Below are 16,371 nucleotides of genomic sequence, written 5' to 3' on the forward strand. Positions count from 1 at the left end.
AGAGTAGCGGAGGCGCGAAGACGACAAGGTGGCAACGAGGAGGCGTCACTGTTACGTGATCCGATCGCGATGAACACTCCCAGCCGAACAGCGCTTGTCGACGGCCGTGATGCGGGTCACGATGGTGGCTGGAGGTGTCTCCTTGGCCAATCCGTGGCTCGCTCTCGACGCCGGCGTCGATCCCGTCGAGCGGATCCGGCAGGTCGGGCGCGCCCACGAACGGTTCGTGGCCGGGGAAACCGCCTCCGGTCCGGCGATCCGGGCGGTCGTGGCCGACTCCTGGCGCCGCTCGGCCGTGGCGCTGCCGAGCCCCGACGCGACCGCGCCGATCGACCTGAGCGACACCGACCTCGAGTCCTACCGGGCGGCCCACCCGCTCGCGCGCGTCCTGCCGATCTTCCGCGACCTGCTGGGCGGCCTCGCCGAGGACGGGGAGCACCTGATGGCGGTCTGCGACGCGTACGGGCGCCTGCTCTGGGTCGAAGGAACGGCCAAGGTGCTGCGCGGGGCCGAGGCGATGAACTTCGTGCCCGGCGCCCGGTGGGACGAGGCGCACGCCGGAACCAACGCCCCGGGCACGGCCCTCGCGATCGACCACCCGCTGCAGATCTTCGCGACCGAGCATTTCAGTCGTCCGGTGCAGCGCTGGACGTGCGCGGCCGCCCCCATCCACGACCCGTCCACCGGCCGGTTGCTGGGTGCGATCGACGTGACCGGCGGGGATCATCTGGCCAACCCCCACAGCCTGGCCCTCGTACGGGCCACCGCGCTCGCGGCCGAGGCCTATCTGCGCGGGCATCTCAGCACCGCCGCGACTGCGGGTTCGGTCGCCGCGCTCGGGCGCAACGAGGCCATCCTGACCTTCGAGGGGCGGCAGTGGCGTCTGGGCCGGCGCCACTCCGAGCTGCTCGTGCTGCTGCTGGCCCACCCCGAGGGCAGCACCGGCGACGAACTCGGTGTCGGGCTCTACGGCGACGACGCGAGCCCGGTGACCGTACGCGCCGAATTGTCACGGTTGCGCCGCACGCTCGGCCCCGAGCTGATGGAGTCACGGCCCTATCGGCTGCGCGCCGACGTCGAGCCCGATTTCCGTACGGTGGTGCGGCTGCTGGAGCACGGACGTCCGGCGGAGGCCCTGGAGGCGTACGCGGGACCGCTCTTGCCCTTCTCGGATGCCCCGGGCGTGATCAGGTTGCGCCGGCTCGTCGACGACCGGCTGCGGGCGGCCCTGTTGAACGCGCGTGACCGGGGTCTGCTGCAGAGGTGGCTGCACTCGCCGTGGGGCGCCGACGACCTGGAGATCTGGGAGGCGTACGCCCAGCTCCTGCCCCCGAACGCCCCGGCCCGCCCCTTGGCGATGGCCCGCATTCGCGAACTTCAACGCGAACTCGGAGTTGCAACGTCTGTGCAACGTCCGCGTAACTAACGTCGCCCGTACCCCATTGGTACGGAGGCAGGCATGACCGTATATTCCGCGCCCGGCACCGACGGCGCCATCGTCAACTACGAATCCCGCTACGACCACTTCATCGGCGGCGAATACGTGCCTCCGGCGAAGGGTCAGTACTTCGCCAACCCCAGCCCCGTCACCGGTGAGGACTTCTGCGAGGTGGCCCGGGGCACCGCCGAGGACGTCGAGAAGGCGCTGGACGCCGCACACGGCGCCGCCGACGCGTGGGGCCGCACCTCGACCGCCGAACGCGCCAACATCCTCAACAAGATCGCCGACCGGATGGAGGCGAACCTCGAGAAGCTCGCGGTCGCCGAGTGCTGGGAGAACGGCAAGCCCGTACGGGAGACCCTCGCGGCCGACATCCCGCTGGCGATCGACCACTTCCGGTACTTCGCCGGCGCCATCCGGGCCCAGGAGGGCACGGCGGGCGAGATCGACGACGACACGATCGCCTACCACTTCCACGAGCCGCTGGGCGTGGTCGCGCAGATCATCCCGTGGAACTTCCCGATCCTGATGGCGGTCTGGAAGCTCGCCCCCGCCCTGGCCGCGGGCAACGCGGTCGTGCTGAAGCCGGCCGAGCAGACCCCGGCGTCGATCCACTATCTGGTGTCGCTGATCGCCGACCTGATCCCGCCGGGCGTTCTCAACATCGTCAACGGGTTCGGTGTCGAGGCCGGCAAGCCGCTCGCCTCGTCCAACCGGGTCGCCAAGGTCGCGTTCACCGGCGAGACCACCACCGGCCGCCTGATCATGCAGTATGCCTCGGAGAACCTGATCCCGGTCACCCTCGAACTGGGCGGCAAGAGCCCGAACATCTTCTTCGAGGACGTCAGCCGGCTCGACGACGACTTCTACGACAAGTCGCTCGAGGGCTTCTCGATGTTCGCGCTCAACCAGGGCGAGGTCTGCACCTGCCCGTCGCGCGCGCTCATCCAGCAGAGCATCTACCCTGACTTCCTGGCCGCCGGCGTCAAGCGGGTGGAAAACCTGAAGCAGGGCAACCCGCTGGACACCGACACCCAGGTCGGCGCGCAGGCCTCCAACGACCAGCTCGAGAAGATCCTGTCCTACCTGGACATCGGCCGGCAGGAGGGCGCGAAGGCGCTCACCGGCGGCGGCCGGGCCGACCTCGGCGGCAACCTGTCCGGCGGCTACTACGTGCAGCCGACGATCTTCGAGGGCAACAACTCGATGCGGATCTTCCAGGAGGAGATCTTCGGGCCGGTCGTGTCGGTGACCTCGTTCGCCGACTACGCGGACGCCATCAAGATCGCGAACGACACGCTCTACGGCCTCGGCGCCGGCGTGTGGACCCGGGACATCAACACCGCGTACCGGGCCGGTCGTGCGATCAAGGCGGGCCGGGTGTGGACGAACTCGTACCACCTCTACCCGGCGCACGCCGCGTTCGGTGGTTACAAGCAGTCGGGCATCGGCCGCGAGAACCACAAGATGATGCTCGACCACTACCAGCAGACCAAGAACCTGCTGGTGTCGTACAGCCCCAAGGCGATGGGCTTCTTCTAGGCCATGGCTTCCCGGGTTGACGTGACTCCCGCCGCTGCCGATCTGATGCGGCAGCTGCGGGGGCAGCACGGTCCGTTGATGTTCCACCAGTCCGGCGGATGCTGTGACGGCAGCTCGCCGATGTGCTATCTGGAGGGTGAGTTCCGCACCGGACAGTCGGACGTCCTGCTCGAGTCGCTGAAGATCGACGGAGTGGACGAACCGATCACGTTCTGGATGTCGGCCTCGCAGTTCGAGCTCTGGAAGCACACCCATCTGACGGTGGACGTGGTCCGTGGGCGCGGCGCCGGCTTCTCGCTGGAGGCGCCCGAGGGCGTACGGTTCCTCATCCGCTCGCGCCTGCTCACCGAGCAGGAGATCGCCGAATTATCCTGATCGGACCTATTGAGGATCATTTGATCCTGGACACAATCTGATCCGTTGACCGCCGCCGTCCCGTATCAATGGGGGACGGCGGCGGTTTTCGTCGCCGGCACGCGACCGAGACCCCGACCCTCCGAGGTATCACCAGTGCGAGCCCCCCGCCGGCCCACGACCGACCAGATCCTGACCGCCCTGCACACGCTGGACCAGCGCGCAATCACCCTCACCCGCAGGGTGTTCAAATCGGTCCAAAGGGGCGACGAACGGCCGGTTGACGACTCCCCTGACCGTGCCGAATCCCGCCCGGAAGTGGCGAGACGCGGCTTCCGGGCGGCAATGTCGGCAGCCGGACGGTACAGGGAGGCTGTGATGCGGTTGTCGCGCGCCAGGAAGGCGATCCTGGTCGGTGTCCTCATGCTCGTCGTGGGGGTGACCGGGCGCGCCTCGGCCGACACGACGAAGCCGCAGGACGGCCGGCTGGCCAAGGCCCCGGTGGCCTCCGCGCCCGCCTCCACTCCCCCGGCTCCCGTCCAGACCGAAAAACCGAAGCCGAAACCGAAACCCAAGCCGACGAAGACGACGCCGGCCGCCAAGCCGGCCGTCAACGCGCGGTACGGCGGTCCGGCCGGCAGTCACACGCTCACCGGCACCAAGGGCGTGGCGCTGACCTTCGACGACGGCCCCGACCCGGCCGAGACGCCGAAGCTGCTCAAGCTGCTGGCCCAGCACCACGTGAAGGCCACCTTCTGCCTGGTCGGCAGCAACGCGGCCCGGCACCCCGAACTGGTGCGGAAGATCGTCGCGGGCGGGCACACACTCTGCAACCACACCTGGAACCACAGCCTGAAGCTGGGCAAGGACCCGGCGGCCAAGATCCGGGCCGACCTGCAGCGCACCAACGCGGCGATCCTCAAGGCCGCACCCAAGGCGAAGATCAAGTATTTCCGGGCCCCCGGCGGCAACTTCACGCCGCGGCTGGTGGCGGTGGCCGACCAGATGCACATGACCTCGATCTACTGGCAGGTCGACCCGCGCGACTGGAGCCACCGCAAGGGCGAGACCAGCGCGGCCCACCAGGCCAAGGTGATCTCCAGCGTCGCCAAGCACTGCCGGCCGGGCGCGATCGTGTTGTCGCACGACTACGCGCAGCCCGACACGATCGCGGCGTACCGCAAGCTCATCCCGTGGCTGAAGAAGCGCTACACGCTCGTGGCGCTGCCCTAGCTAGTGGGAGGGCGGGATGACCCTCAGATGGCCTCGGCGGCCTGTCTGCTTCTGAGCCCGGGGTTTCTAGTGAGAGGGCGGGATTACCCGTAGATGGCCTCGGCGGCCTGTCTGCTTCTGAGCCCGGGGTTTCTAGTGAGAGGGCGGGATTACCCGTAGATGGCCTCGGCGGCCTGTCTGATGGCCGGGGATGCGTTCCTCGTCGTCCGTGCGCGGGGGCGGGGCGGGCGGACGGGCGGCTTCGCGTACGGCGTCAGCGAGCGCGACCAGATCGTCGGTGGTGGGCGGCGGCGGGGCGAAATCGCCGTCGTGCCGGACGAGCTCCCAGCCTCGGGGGGCGGTGAGGCTGCGGGCGTGCGGCTCACACAGGTCGTACGTGTGGGGTTCGGCGAAGGCCGCCAAGGGGCCGACGACCGCCGTGGAGTCGCTGTAGACGTAGGTCAGGGTGGCGACCGCCTGTCGGGGACAGCCGTTCCGGGAGCAGCGCCGTGGTGACCTCACGGCGGCACGTTATCGCTCCGGACGCCCGCACGGGGCGTGGAAGCCCCGCGACACGCCGACCCACGATGCATCACGATTCGGTCATGGTCGTCCGACACGCCGCCCTCGATGGGGCGAATTACCGGCGTAAGTCCCCGTTGGGGCGAATCAACAACGCCGCAACCGCACTGACGCCGTGTCACACCGTCGGAGGACTAGAGTTGCCGAGTGACCACCAGTCCTGAACGCCGCCGAACCGATCCGTCCCGGGCGGCGCGCAAGGCCGGCCCGGGGCATCCCGCGCGTCGTGACCGGCACGGCCGGGGCCTGCGCGGCCGGCTGGTTCCGGCCACGGTCCCCCTGGCCCGCACCAAGGCGGAGATCTTCGACGACCTGGTGCTCGACACGGTCGAGCAGCTCGAGCGGCGCTACGCCAAAGAGCTGGCCGGCGTCGAGTTCGCCGTCGAAGACGTGCCGCCCGAGCTCAACGTCTACGACTCCGACGTGCTCGAGGACGGCGAGGTGCCGCTGGCCCGGCTGCTGCCCGGTCGTCCCGGCCGGCAGGAGCTTCCCCCCCGGATCGTGCTCTACCGGCGGCCGTTGGAATTCCGGGCGATGGACCGCGAGGACCTCGCCGACCTCGTCCACGATGTGATCATCGAGCAGGTCGCCAACCTGCTCGGGGTGGATCCGGACGAGCTGTCCTGACTAGGCCACGCGCCGCTTCAGCTTGCGGCGTTCGCGCTCGGACAGTCCACCCCAGATCCCGAACCGCTCGTCGTGGCCCAGTGCGTATTCCAGGCACTCGGCCTTGACCTCACAGCGACCGCAGATCCGCTTCGCCTCCCGGGTGGACCCACCCTTCTCCGGGAAGAAGGCCTCCGGGTCGGTCTGCGAACACAGCGCCCGTTCCTGCCACTCGGGCGCGTCCCCGAGCAGGTCGACCCCTTCAACCTGCGCTTCCATCGGCGTGCCTCCCAATTTCCGCGCCGGCAGCAGTGCCGACGCTGACCCCCCACGCACGCAGCGTGTTTTTTGCGAGCTGAATTCACATTTGTGCGCGCTTCAGCTCACAACCCCACCGAAATTACACGCGTGTAAGACGTGCGTCGTCAAGCCGAACCTGATAAATAGGCCCGTTTCCACGGCGCGCCTTCGGCGCGCCGTGGTCCCGTTCCTGCCATATCTCTCCGGAGCACCGGAAGGTAACGCAGTCCGACTGGCATAAGTCCAATTTAACCCGTTTTGTGATCTAGCGTCGACCGTAGGTTGTAGTCCGCTCCACGGCGGGACGACCCGCGGCCGCGGCGAGTTCCTTCAGCTCGGAGACCGTGCGGGCCGATCCGTGCTCGGAACCCGCCATCCGGGAGATTGTTTCCTCCATCAGGGTGCCACCAAGATCATTACAGCCACCGTTGAGCATCACCCGGGTGCCGTCATCCCCCAATTTCACCCATGAGCACTGGATGTTGTCGATGCGTCCGTGCAGCAGGACACGGGCCATCGCGTGCACGACCCGGTTCTCGCGCCAGCTGGCGCCGTTGCGCGCGATGCCGGCCAGATAGATCGGCGCGTTGGTGTGGATGAACGGCAGCGCCACGAACTCGGTGAAGCCACCCGTACGGTCCTGGATGCCGGCCAGCACCCGGAAGTGGCCGAGCCACTGCCGCGGGTGGTCGACATGCCCGTACATCATCGTGGAACTCGACCGGATGCCCAGCTCGTGGGCGGTGCTGACCACGTCGACCCAGGCGCTGGCCGGGAGCTTGCCCTTGGTCAGGACCCAGCGCACCTCGTCGTCCAGGATCTCGGCCGCCGTGCCGGGGATGGTGCCGAGCCCGGCCTCCTTCAGCTCGGCGAGCCATTCCCGCACGGGGACGCCCGCCTTGGCCGCCGCGGTGACGATCTCCATCGGCGAGTACGCGTGGACGTGCATGCCGGGGACACGCTGCTTGACGGCGCGCACCAGGTCGGCGTACGCGGTCACGGGCATCTTGGGGTCGATGCCGCCCTGCATGCAGACCTCGGAAGCGCCGTCCTGCCAGGCCTGCTCGGCGCGGTCGGCCACCTGCTCGACGGAGAGACGGTAGGCGTCGGCGTCCTTCTCGCGCTGGGCGAACGCGCAGAACCGGCAGCCCACGTAGCAGACGTTGGTGAAGTTGATGTTCCGGTTCACCACGTACGTGATGTCGTCGCCGTTGACCTGCTTGCGGAGATCGTCGGCGATGCGGGCCAGCTCGTCGAGGGCCTCACCGTCCGAGTTGAACAACGCCATCGCGGCGTCCTCGTTCTCGGGCAGCAGCAACTTGGCCGGATCGGTGGAGGCGAGCTTGAGCCCGGCCAGCACGTCGCGGGGAAGGCTCGACGGGGCCTCGGTCGTGATGTGCGCGGCCACCTCGTCCCAGTCGCCGTAGACATGGTCGAAATCGGACCGCCGATCGCCCGTGCGCCCCTCGGTGTCGATCGTCGCGAAAAGATCGGTCCGGCCCGAGCCGTACGCGTCGTCGGGCTCCTGCCAGGGGCGGCCGACCACCTCGGCGTCTTCGCGGGCCAGCCCGTCGGGACCGGCCAGCGCCGCCACGTGGGCCGCCAGGCGGGGGTCGAGCCAGCCCTCGGCGCCACGACGGACGTACTCCGGATAGATCGTCAGCCGCTCGCGCAGCTCGAAGCCGGCGGCGGCCGACCGCTCGCGCAACAGGTCGATCTGGGGCCAGGGGCGCTCGGGGTTCACGTGGTCGGGGGTCACCGGCGACACGCCGCCCCAGTCGTCGATGCCGGAGCGCAGCAGCAGCGCGAACTCGGTGTCGATCAGGTTGGGCGGGGCCTGGATGCGGGCCCGCGGACCCATGATGATGCGGCCCACGGCCACCGTGGCCGCCAGTTCGCGCAGCTCGGCGTCGGGCATGCCGCGCATCGCCGTGTCGGGCTTGGCGCGGAAGTTCTGGATGATGACCTCTTGGATGTGCCCGAACTCGCGGGCGGCCCGGCGCATCGCGAACAGCGCGTCGACCCGCTCGGCCGGGGTCTCGCCGATGCCGATCAGGATGCCGGTGGTGAACGGGACGCCCACGCGGCCGGCGTCGTCGAGCACGCGGAGGCGTACGGCGGGCTCTTTGTCGGGAGAACCGAAATGCGGGCCGCCGGGCTCGGACCAGAGCCGGGTCGCGGTGGTCTCGAGCATCATGCCCATGCTGGGCGCGACCGGCTTGAGGCGCTGCAGCTCGGCCCAGCTCATCACGCCGGGGTTGAGGTGGGGCAGCAGCCCGGTCTCTTCCAGCACGGCGATCGCGCAGGCGCGCACATAGTCGAGGGTGGAGTCGTAGCCGCGCTCGTCGAGCCACTGCCGGGCCGCGGGCCAGCGCTCCTCGGGCCGGTCGCCCAGGGTGAACAGGGCTTCCTTGCAGCCCTGGGCGGCACCCTGGCGGGCGATCTCGAGAACCTCGTCGCGTTCGAGGAAGGCGGCCGGCAGCCGGTGCGGCACCGTCGCGAACGTGCAGTAGTGGCACCTGTCCTGGCACAGGCGCGTGAGGGGGATGAAAACCTTGCGCGAGTACGTGACCACGCCCGGCCGCCCGGCCTCACGCAGACCCGCGTCGCGGACGTTGCCGGCGATCGTCAGCAATTCGTCGAACTGGTCGCCGGTCGCGGCCAGCAGCGCGGTCGCCTCGTCGGCGTCGACCGCCTTGCCTTCGGCGGCGCGGCGCAGGGCGCGCCGGATGCTCGCTTCGGTGGGCTTGTTATCGACCGTGTTGACCTCTGCCACCCCAGCAGCCTAGGCCGGAAAACGTGCGGTTGCCCCGGGCGTCCCGGGGCAACCGCAGTGGCATAGAACACGAGGGACCGGCCGGATCACCCGCTTCGCCGGCACGGCGCGGTCGCGTCGACCGGCCAGGTCAGCCGCTTGACCGGCGCGGGAGGGCCGCGCCGACCGGCCAGGTGATCCGCTTTACCGACGCGGCCGGGCCGCGCTGACCAGCCAGCTCAGCCGCTCTGCCGGCGCGGCGGTCCTCGCTTCTACCGGCGCGGCGGTCCTCGCCTTTACCGGCGCGGCGGGTCCTCGTCGGCCGGGCCGAAGCCCGGGCGGTCGTCCGAGATCTTCTCGGTGCGGTCGCTGCCGGGAGCCGGGGTGTGCGGAACCGACTGGGTGGGCTCCGAATAGTTCGGGAACGCCGTCGTGGCCGCCGGACCGGGCTGCTGCGGCGAACCGGGGAACGCCGTGGTCGGGGCGGGTGCGCCCGGCTGCGGGGCGTACGGGCCGGGCGGGCCCGAGGCCGGGTGCGCGGGCGGGGCCGAGGCCGGCATCGGCACGGCCGGCTGGTTCCAGGCCGGCGGCTGCTGCGGCTGCGGGGGCTGCCCGTAAGCGCCGGGGACCGGCTGGCCGTACTGCTGCGGCGCGCCCGGAGGCGGGTAGCTGCCCGGGGCGAAACCGGGCTGAGGCTGCTGCTGCGGCGGCGGGCCGTAACCCGGCTGACCGGGGTAGGTGCCCGGCTGCCCGTAAGCGGGCTGACCGTAGACGCCCGGCTGCTGCTGGGGCTTGGGCACCTGGAACATGCCCTGCCAGACCCGGAAGACCGCATAGGCCGCCACGCCGAGCACCCCGAGCCAGGCGACACGCACCAGCAGCTCTTCGAACGCGATGCGCGCGCCGTTGTTGCTGGCGTGGTTGATCAGCCCGATCAGCAGGCCGAACAGCACCCCGAAGAGCGCCATGACGGCGTATTCGACCACGGCGATCAGCGTGATCAGCTGAGCCTTCGGGTGGCGCGGCTGCACCAGCAGGGCGAGCAGCACGGCGGCCAGCGGCATGAATACGGTCGCCGTGTTGACGAAGCCATAGAAGCTGTCCTGCGTGCGGTAGCCGAACTGGTTCTCGCCATCCGGGATCAGCCGGATGACCGCCACGAAGAGCAGCAGCGCGGGGGCGCCGACAAGCGCGTACGCCGCGAGGTCACGCAGCGGACGGAGGAACTGGCCGGCCGATTTGCCCTCGCCCGGCGCGGGCTGCGGTTGGCTGGTCACGGGAACTCCCTGGACGGATGTGGAATGAGATCGGCTTAGGGTAGTCGGCCCTCGCACCCAGCACCGATACCCGGCGGCGCGTTCTGTCACACCCGTGCGGGAGGATGGTCGGTATGCGGATCGTGGTCCTCTCCGGTGGCATCGGCGGCGCCAAGTTTCTCGTCGGCGTGCGGGCACAGGCGCGCGCGCTCGGCGCCGAGGTGACCGCCGTGGTCAACGTCGGCGACGACGTGCGCATGCACGGCTTGCAGATCTGCCCCGACCTCGACAGTGTGATGTACACGCTGGGCGGCGCCCACGATCCCGATCGGGGCTGGGGCCAGGTCGGCGAGACCTGGGTGGTCAAGCAGGAGTTGGCGGCCTACGGCGCCGAGCCGTCGTGGTTCGGCCTGGGCGACAAAGACACGGCCACCCATCTCGTACGCACCCAGATGCTCAACGCCGGCTACCCGCTCTCCCAGGTCACGGCCGCCCTGTGCACCCGCTGGCAGCCCGGCGTCACGCTGCTGCCGGCCACCGACGACCGGCTGGAGACCCACGTGGTGGCCGACGTCGAGGGCGAGCGCAAGGCGATCCACTTCCAGGAGTGGTGGGTGCGCTACCGCGGCGACGTGCCGACCCACCGTTTCGTCTTCGTCGGCGCCGAGGCGGCCAAGCCCGCACCCGGGGTGCTCGAGGCGATCGCCGGGGCCGACGTGGTGCTGGTCGCGCCGAGCAACCCCGTGGTGAGCATCGCCCCGATCCTGGCCGTCGACGCGATCCGCGACGCCGTGGCCGGCGGTTCGGCCCCGGTCGTCGGCGTCTCCCCGATCATCGGTGGCTCCCCGCTGCGCGGCATGGCCGACAAGTGCCTGGCCACGCTCAACGTCGAGGTCTCGCCCACGGGTGTCGGCGGGCTCTACGGCGCCCGTTCCACCGGCGGCCTGCTCGACGGCTGGCTGGTCGACACGTCCGACGCCGGCGTCGAGATCCCCGGCGTCGAGACCCGCGCGGTCCCGTTGTGGATGAGCTCCGAAGAGGCCACGGCCCAGATGGTGAAGGACGCGCTGGCCCTGGCCGGCATCGCCTGACCCCGCCGGCGGGGCCGCTCGCCGCGCGGGCGGAAGGCTCCGCGCGCTGGTGTGGGGCTCGGCGCGCGGGTGTGGGCTCGCCGCGTGGGCATGAAGCCGCTCGCCGCGTTGGTGTGGAGCCGGCGCTTGATGAGGGGCGCGATGCCACTCGGTGCGTGGGCGTGGGCGCGGCGTGGGGCTCGACTCGCGCGGGCGTGGGTGTGAGGCCCGGCGCGCGGGTGTGGGATCGCTGCTTGCGCGGGACGGTGGTGCGTGCTTCGTGGCGCTCGCTGTCGGAGAGATGTATGGCGGATGGAAGTGATCAGCGTGACCCGGTGTCGCGGTTCGGTGTCGCGTTGGGCAAGCTGGGCGGGGAAACTCACCGCAGAGGGGACTTCGTCGTGACGGACGGGCTGGAGATCCTGCCGGTGCGCGGGATCGGGCACATCGTGGCCGGCGACGATCTGGCCGAGCTGATCACCGCGGCCGCGCCGTGGATCGCCGACGGTGACGTGCTGGTGGTCACCAGCAAGATCGTGTCGAAGGCCGAGGGGCGGCTGGTCGAGGTCCCGGCCGACGGGCCGGAACGCGACGAGGCCCGCCGGGTCGCGCTGGCCTCCGAGACCGCCCGGGTGGTGGCGCGCCGCGGGCCGACGACGATCGTGCAGACCCATCACGGCTTTGTCATGGCGGCGGCCGGCATCGACGCCTCCAACGTCGACAAGACCCACCTCGTGCTGCTGCCGGCCGACCCCGACGCGTCGGCTCAGCGGCTGCGGGCCGACTTCCGTGCGCGCGGGCTCGACGTGGGCGTCATCGTCTCCGACACGATGGGCCGGGCGTGGCGCAACGGGCTGACCGACGTGGCGCTGGGAGCGGCCGGAATCGAGCCGATCCGGGACCATCGGGGCGAGACCGACCCGTACGGGAATGAGCTCGAAATCACCCAGATGGCCGTGATCGACGAGCTGGCCGCCGCCGGTGAACTCGTCAAGGGCAAATGCGACCAGGTGCCGGTGGCCGTTGTGCGGGGCTATCCCCGATCCGGCATCCGCGACTCCGGAGGCGCGTCGGTGCTGCTGCGCGACGCCGCGTCCGACATGTTCAGCCTGGGCACCGCCGAGGCCCGCTCGACCGGCCTGCGCGACGCCGCCCAGCTTCCCGACGGTGCACTGCCCGGCCTCCCGGTCGATCCGGCCGCCGTCGACCGGGCCGCGGCCGCCGTGGCCGACCTGCTCTCTCATGCCATCACGGTCACCCCGGCCGAGGTCGTCACCGGCAGCGGCGCCACGGCCGCGCTGCACCTGACGACCCGCGACGCCTCGCCGGCCGGGTGGATGCGGCTGGGCGCCGACGCGCACCGGCTGCGGGCCGCCCTGGCCGCCGAGTCGATCGTCACGCTGTCGCTGCCCCACGAGGACGGCATCCGTCTCGAGCTCTCCGGAATCTGAGGACCCACGTTGACCGTCGAAGATCTGCACGCGGACGCCGTACGGGTGCTCAGCGGATGGCATGCCACCTCGGCCGAGGCCGATGTGGCCCGCAAGCAGTGCCTGGAACTGCTGGCCGACGGCCCGGTCGCCATGACCCGGGCCCACCGGGCCGGTCACATCACGGCCAGCGCCCTGATCGTCGACGGGGACGGGCGGGTGCTGCTCTGTCTGCACGGGCGGCTCGGCCTGTGGATGCAGCTGGGCGGCCACTGCGAGACCAGCGACGCGACACTGGCCGCGGCCGCCCTTCGCGAGGCCACCGAGGAGTCGGGCATCGCGGGGCTGGTGCTGGACGAGACACCGATCGACATCGACATCCACCCGGTGCGCTGCGGCGCCGCCGACGGTGAGCCGACGACGCCTTCGGTGCATTACGACGTACGTTTTCTGCTGCGCTGCCCGGCCGGCACCCGCGAGCGGATCAGCGAGGAGTCGGCCGAGCTGGCGTGGTTCACGCCGGACGACCTGCCGAGCCCGCTCGCTTCCGGAACGGTCCAGCAGATCGCACCGGCCCTGGCCCGCCTGAGCTGATCTCCTCCGGCCGGGTCATCCCCGAGCCGGGCGCGGCGCCACCGTGGCGTCGATCAGACGTAGCCGTGCTGGCCCAGCTCCTTGAGCTCGTCGACCAGGCTCTTGACCTCCTGCGCGCGCTCGCGCGGGATCACCAGGACGGCGTCGGGGGTGTCGACGATGACCAGGTCACGCACGCCCATGGCCGCGATCAGACGGCCCTGGGTCGGCACGACCACCAGGCCCTCGGTCTCGCGCAGCAGCACGCCGGACTTCTGCTCGATGTCGTGACCCACCACCACGTTGCCGGACGGGTCGGCCGCCAGCACCTCACCCAGCGTGTGGAAGTCGCCGACGTCGTTCCAGCCGAAGTCGCCGGTGACCGTGCCCACCCGGCCGACCGTGGCCGCGCCTTCCATGACCGCGTAGTCGACCGAGATGCGCGGCAGGGTCGGCCAGACCTCGCCCAGCACCTCCTCGCGCGCGCCCGTCTCCCAGGCCTGCGCGATGCGCGAGATGCCCGACGCGAGCTGGGGCTGCTGCCGGGTCAGCTCGGCCAGGAACGCGTCGACCCGCCAGACGAACATGCCGGCGTTCCACAGGTAGTTGCCCGACTTCACGTAACCCTCGGCTACGTCGTACGTGGGCTTCTCCTTGAACTCCTCGACCGAAAGCACGGGGCTGTCGCCGATCGCGTTGCCGCACTGAAGATAGCCGTAGCCCGTCTCGGGGCGGGTCGGGGTGATGCCGAGCGTCATGAGCAGCCCCTCGCGGGCGCCCACCATCGCCTTCCGGATGACCTCGGTGAAGCCTTCCTTGTCGGAGATCAGGTGGTCGGACGCGAACGACCCCATGATCGCCTCGGGGTTGCGGCGGGCGATCACGGCCGCGGCCAGGGCGATCGCCGCGCACGAGTCACGTGGTGACGGCTCGACCAGGACGTTGGCCTCGGGGACGGACTCGAGTTGACGGGAGACCGCGGCCGCGTGCGCCACGCCGGTGACGACAAAAATGCGGTCCATCGGCGCCAGCAGGTCGAGGCGGTCGACCGTGGCCTGCAGCAGCGACGCATCGGTGCCGGTCAGCGGATGCAGGAACTTGGGGTGCCCGGCACGGGACAGCGGCCACAGCCGGGTGCCCGTCCCGCCCGCGAGAACCACGCCGTACAGGCCGTCGAGTTGATCGCTCATGCGCACAGAGTGTAAAGGTCAGAGGGCCGCTACTCGTTTCCAGGTTGTGACGTGCACTTCCGCACTCGACGCCCAGGTGAATTCCTTGGCCCGGTCGAAGCCCGCCTTGGCCAACGTGAGACGTCGCGGCTCGTCGTGCAGCAGGTCAGCGAGGTCGGCCGCGATGCGGTCGGGATCTTCTGTCGTGTAGGCGACAGCGTCACCGCCGACCTCGGGCAGCGACAGGCGCGGGGTCGTCAGAACCGGAGTAGCGCAGGCCATCGCCTCGAGGATCGGCAGGCCGAAGCCCTCACCGAACGACGGGTAGCACGCGACCAGCGCCCCGCCCAGGAAGCCGGGCAGGTCGGCGTAACGCAGATAACCCGGGCGCAGCAGGCGCAGGTGGGAGGGCACCTCGGCCACCGCGCGGTCGATCTCGTCGTCGTGACCCTGGCCACCGGCGAGCACCAGCGCGGGCGGGTGCGGCCAGTCGGCGACGGCACGGGCCCAGCCCCGGATCAGGTTGGGCACATTTTTGCGCGGTTCCTTGGCGCCGAGGAACGCGACATAACCCGCGTCGGTGAGGCCGAGCCGAGCCCTCACGCGGGCCTTCTCCTCCTCGGTCGGCGCGTGGAAGGCCGCCTGGTCGACGCCGTGGTAGGCCACGTCGATGTGGGTCGGGTCGGCGTCGAGCAGGCGGATCAGCTCGTCGCGGGTGGCCTTGCTGGGCACGATCACCCGGGCCGCGCGGCGCAGCGACGTCTTGATCGCGCTGCGGAAGAACGTGCGCTTGGTGTTGTCGTAATGCTCCGGTTCGGTGAAGAACGTCGCGTCGTGCACGGTCACCGTGACCGGGCATCCGGCGCGGAGCGGGCATGTGTAGAAGGGTGAGTGCAGCACCTGGGCGCCGACCTGCTGCGCGAGCAGGGGCAGACCCGTCTGCTCCCACGCGAGCCGGGCGGGCCGGTGCGCGACGGCGGCCGGGCCGGCGATCACCTCGGCCTTGTTGTCGAGCATGCGGCTGTAACGCTCCGCATCCGACCGCTGGGCCACCACGGCCAGATCGACCCGGTCGGGGTCCATCCGTCCGAGGGCGCCGAGCAAGCCGTCGACGTATCTGCCGACTCCTCCTCGGTCTGCGGGGACGCTGGTGGCGTCGACGAGCACTCGCGGGGGGCGACCGGCGGTCACGAGGCAACTCCCAAAGAGGTTGTAATTCAGACCACTGGCAAGCGTACGCCCGGAATGCATCACGCACGTGACCGCGACACCGCCTTGTTCCAAGCGTTTCCTGGTTCTCATCGCCTGCTCAGGATCAATTACTCTGCGTAATCCCCCTATCGTTGATCCCGTGGAGACGACGATCCCGCAGGTGCTGGCGTCCTCGGTGCGCCGCGACCCGGCGAGCCCACTGCTGACGTTCTACGACGACACGAGCGGCGATCGGACCGAATTGTCCGGTGCGACTCTGGACAACTGGGTCTCGAAGACCGCAAATCTGCTGGTCGACGGCCTGGGGCTGGCGACCGGTGACACCGCCGCGGTGACACTCCCGCCGCACTGGCAGACCGCGGCGATCCTGCTCGGGGTCTGGTCGGCCGGCGTCACGGCCGAGATCAGCGATCCGGAGTCGGCCGACGCGTTGTTCACCTCGCCGGATCAGAACGCAACGACAAAAGCCCCGGACCGGTACGCGACGGGACTGCTGCCGTTCGCGATGCCTTTGCGGGCGCTACCGGAAGGTTTCGCCGACTACGTGCTCGAGGTGCGCCAGTTCGGTGATTACTTCCCGGGGCAGCCGGTCGCCGCGGACGATCTCGCCCTGAATGACCGCACGCACGCCGAGGTTCTGACGGCGGCCCGGGCGCGCGCCACCGAGCTCGGCATCGAGGCCGGCGGGCGGGTGCTGATCGACGCGACCACTCGCTTCGACCCGGTCGACTGGCTGCTGGCGCCGCTGGTGGCGGGCGCGTCGATCGTGCTCTGCGCCCACCTCGACCCGGCCAAGGTGAGCGGCCGGGTCGATTCCGAGAAGGTGACGCTGGTCGTCGCCTAGCCCGGCTCGCCCCGCCGTTCGCGAA

General features: G+C 70.4%; 15 protein-coding genes. 9 read left to right on the top strand and 6 right to left on the bottom strand.

All coding sequences use genetic code 11. The annotated features are described in order from the left end of the window. Positions 1-142: 142 nt before the first annotated feature. From JIG36_RS25770 to JIG36_RS25785, 4 genes are all read left to right on the top strand, one after another. The gene (locus JIG36_RS25770) at positions 143-1,426 is read left to right on the top strand and encodes a GAF domain-containing protein (RefSeq protein WP_203378968.1); all 1,284 of its coding nucleotides are present in this window, start codon (positions 143-145) and stop codon (positions 1,424-1,426) included. Between the two features lie 33 nt (positions 1,427-1,459). Then, positions 1,460-2,983, top strand: coding sequence for an aldehyde dehydrogenase (gene adh, locus JIG36_RS25775; protein ID WP_203378969.1), 1,524 nt, complete (start codon positions 1,460-1,462; stop codon positions 2,981-2,983). A 3-nt stretch (positions 2,984-2,986) separates the two neighbouring features. Beyond that, positions 2,987-3,358, top strand: coding sequence for a DUF779 domain-containing protein (locus tag JIG36_RS25780; protein ID WP_203378970.1), 372 nt, complete (start codon positions 2,987-2,989; stop codon positions 3,356-3,358). Between the two features lie 357 nt (positions 3,359-3,715). Beyond that, positions 3,716-4,570 (top strand): polysaccharide deacetylase family protein, encoded by an 855-nt coding sequence (locus JIG36_RS25785; RefSeq protein ID WP_203378971.1) that lies wholly within the window; start codon positions 3,716-3,718, stop codon positions 4,568-4,570. 132 nt (positions 4,571-4,702) lie between these two features. On the opposite strand, the gene JIG36_RS25790 is transcribed toward JIG36_RS25785, so the two are convergent. Beyond that, entirely contained in the window at positions 4,703-5,071 is a 369-nt protein-coding gene (locus JIG36_RS25790; RefSeq protein ID WP_184953525.1) for a DUF3499 domain-containing protein, read from the bottom strand. 207 nt (positions 5,072-5,278) lie between these two features. On the opposite strand from JIG36_RS25790, the gene JIG36_RS25795 reads away from it, so the two are divergent. Beyond that, entirely contained in the window at positions 5,279-5,758 is a 480-nt protein-coding gene (locus tag JIG36_RS25795) for a metallopeptidase family protein (RefSeq protein WP_438870759.1), read from the top strand. Here JIG36_RS25795 and JIG36_RS25800 read toward each other — a convergent pair whose 3' ends face one another. From JIG36_RS25800 to JIG36_RS25810, 3 genes are all read right to left on the bottom strand, one after another. Next, entirely contained in the window at positions 5,759-6,016 is a 258-nt protein-coding gene (locus JIG36_RS25800) for a WhiB family transcriptional regulator (protein WP_014688021.1), read from the bottom strand. A 286-nt stretch (positions 6,017-6,302) separates the two neighbouring features. Next, on the bottom strand, positions 6,303-8,813 hold the full coding sequence (locus JIG36_RS25805; protein WP_203378972.1) for a bifunctional FO biosynthesis protein CofGH: 2,511 nt from the start codon (positions 8,811-8,813) through the stop codon (positions 6,303-6,305). A 275-nt stretch (positions 8,814-9,088) separates the two neighbouring features. Next, complete coding sequence (locus tag JIG36_RS25810) at positions 9,089-10,069, bottom strand: hypothetical protein (protein WP_203378973.1); 981 nt, start codon at positions 10,067-10,069, stop codon at positions 9,089-9,091. 113 nt (positions 10,070-10,182) lie between these two features. On the opposite strand from JIG36_RS25810, the gene cofD reads away from it, so the two are divergent. From cofD to JIG36_RS25825, 3 genes are all read left to right on the top strand, one after another. Then, complete coding sequence (gene cofD / locus JIG36_RS25815) at positions 10,183-11,139, top strand: 2-phospho-L-lactate transferase (RefSeq protein ID WP_203378974.1); 957 nt, start codon at positions 10,183-10,185, stop codon at positions 11,137-11,139. Between the two features lie 380 nt (positions 11,140-11,519). Beyond that, complete coding sequence (locus JIG36_RS25820) at positions 11,520-12,569, top strand: coenzyme F420-0:L-glutamate ligase (protein WP_307872913.1); 1,050 nt, start codon at positions 11,520-11,522, stop codon at positions 12,567-12,569. A 9-nt stretch (positions 12,570-12,578) separates the two neighbouring features. Next, positions 12,579-13,142: an NUDIX hydrolase gene (locus JIG36_RS25825; RefSeq protein ID WP_203378976.1), complete on the top strand. Its 564-nt coding sequence runs from the start codon at positions 12,579-12,581 to the stop codon at positions 13,140-13,142. A gap of 53 nt (positions 13,143-13,195) precedes the next feature. Here the strand turns inward: JIG36_RS25825 and JIG36_RS25830 are convergent, their stop codons facing one another. Beyond that, positions 13,196-14,311, bottom strand: a complete 1,116-nt coding sequence (locus JIG36_RS25830; RefSeq protein WP_203378977.1) for a mannose-1-phosphate guanylyltransferase — start codon at positions 14,309-14,311, stop codon at positions 13,196-13,198. Positions 14,312-14,329: 18 nt separating this feature from the next. Further along, positions 14,330-15,481, bottom strand: coding sequence for a glycosyltransferase family 4 protein (locus JIG36_RS25835; RefSeq protein WP_203378978.1), 1,152 nt, complete (start codon positions 15,479-15,481; stop codon positions 14,330-14,332). A gap of 160 nt (positions 15,482-15,641) precedes the next feature. Here JIG36_RS25835 and JIG36_RS25840 point away from each other — a divergent pair, with 160 nt between their 5' ends. After that, on the top strand, positions 15,642-16,346 hold the full coding sequence (locus tag JIG36_RS25840) for a TIGR03089 family protein (protein ID WP_203378979.1): 705 nt from the start codon (positions 15,642-15,644) through the stop codon (positions 16,344-16,346). Positions 16,347-16,371: the final 25 nt, after the last annotated feature.

It is taken from the genome of Paractinoplanes ovalisporus, from assembly GCF_016834655.1.
Taxonomy (GTDB): Bacteria; Actinomycetota; Actinomycetes; order Mycobacteriales; family Micromonosporaceae; genus Actinoplanes; species Actinoplanes ovalisporus.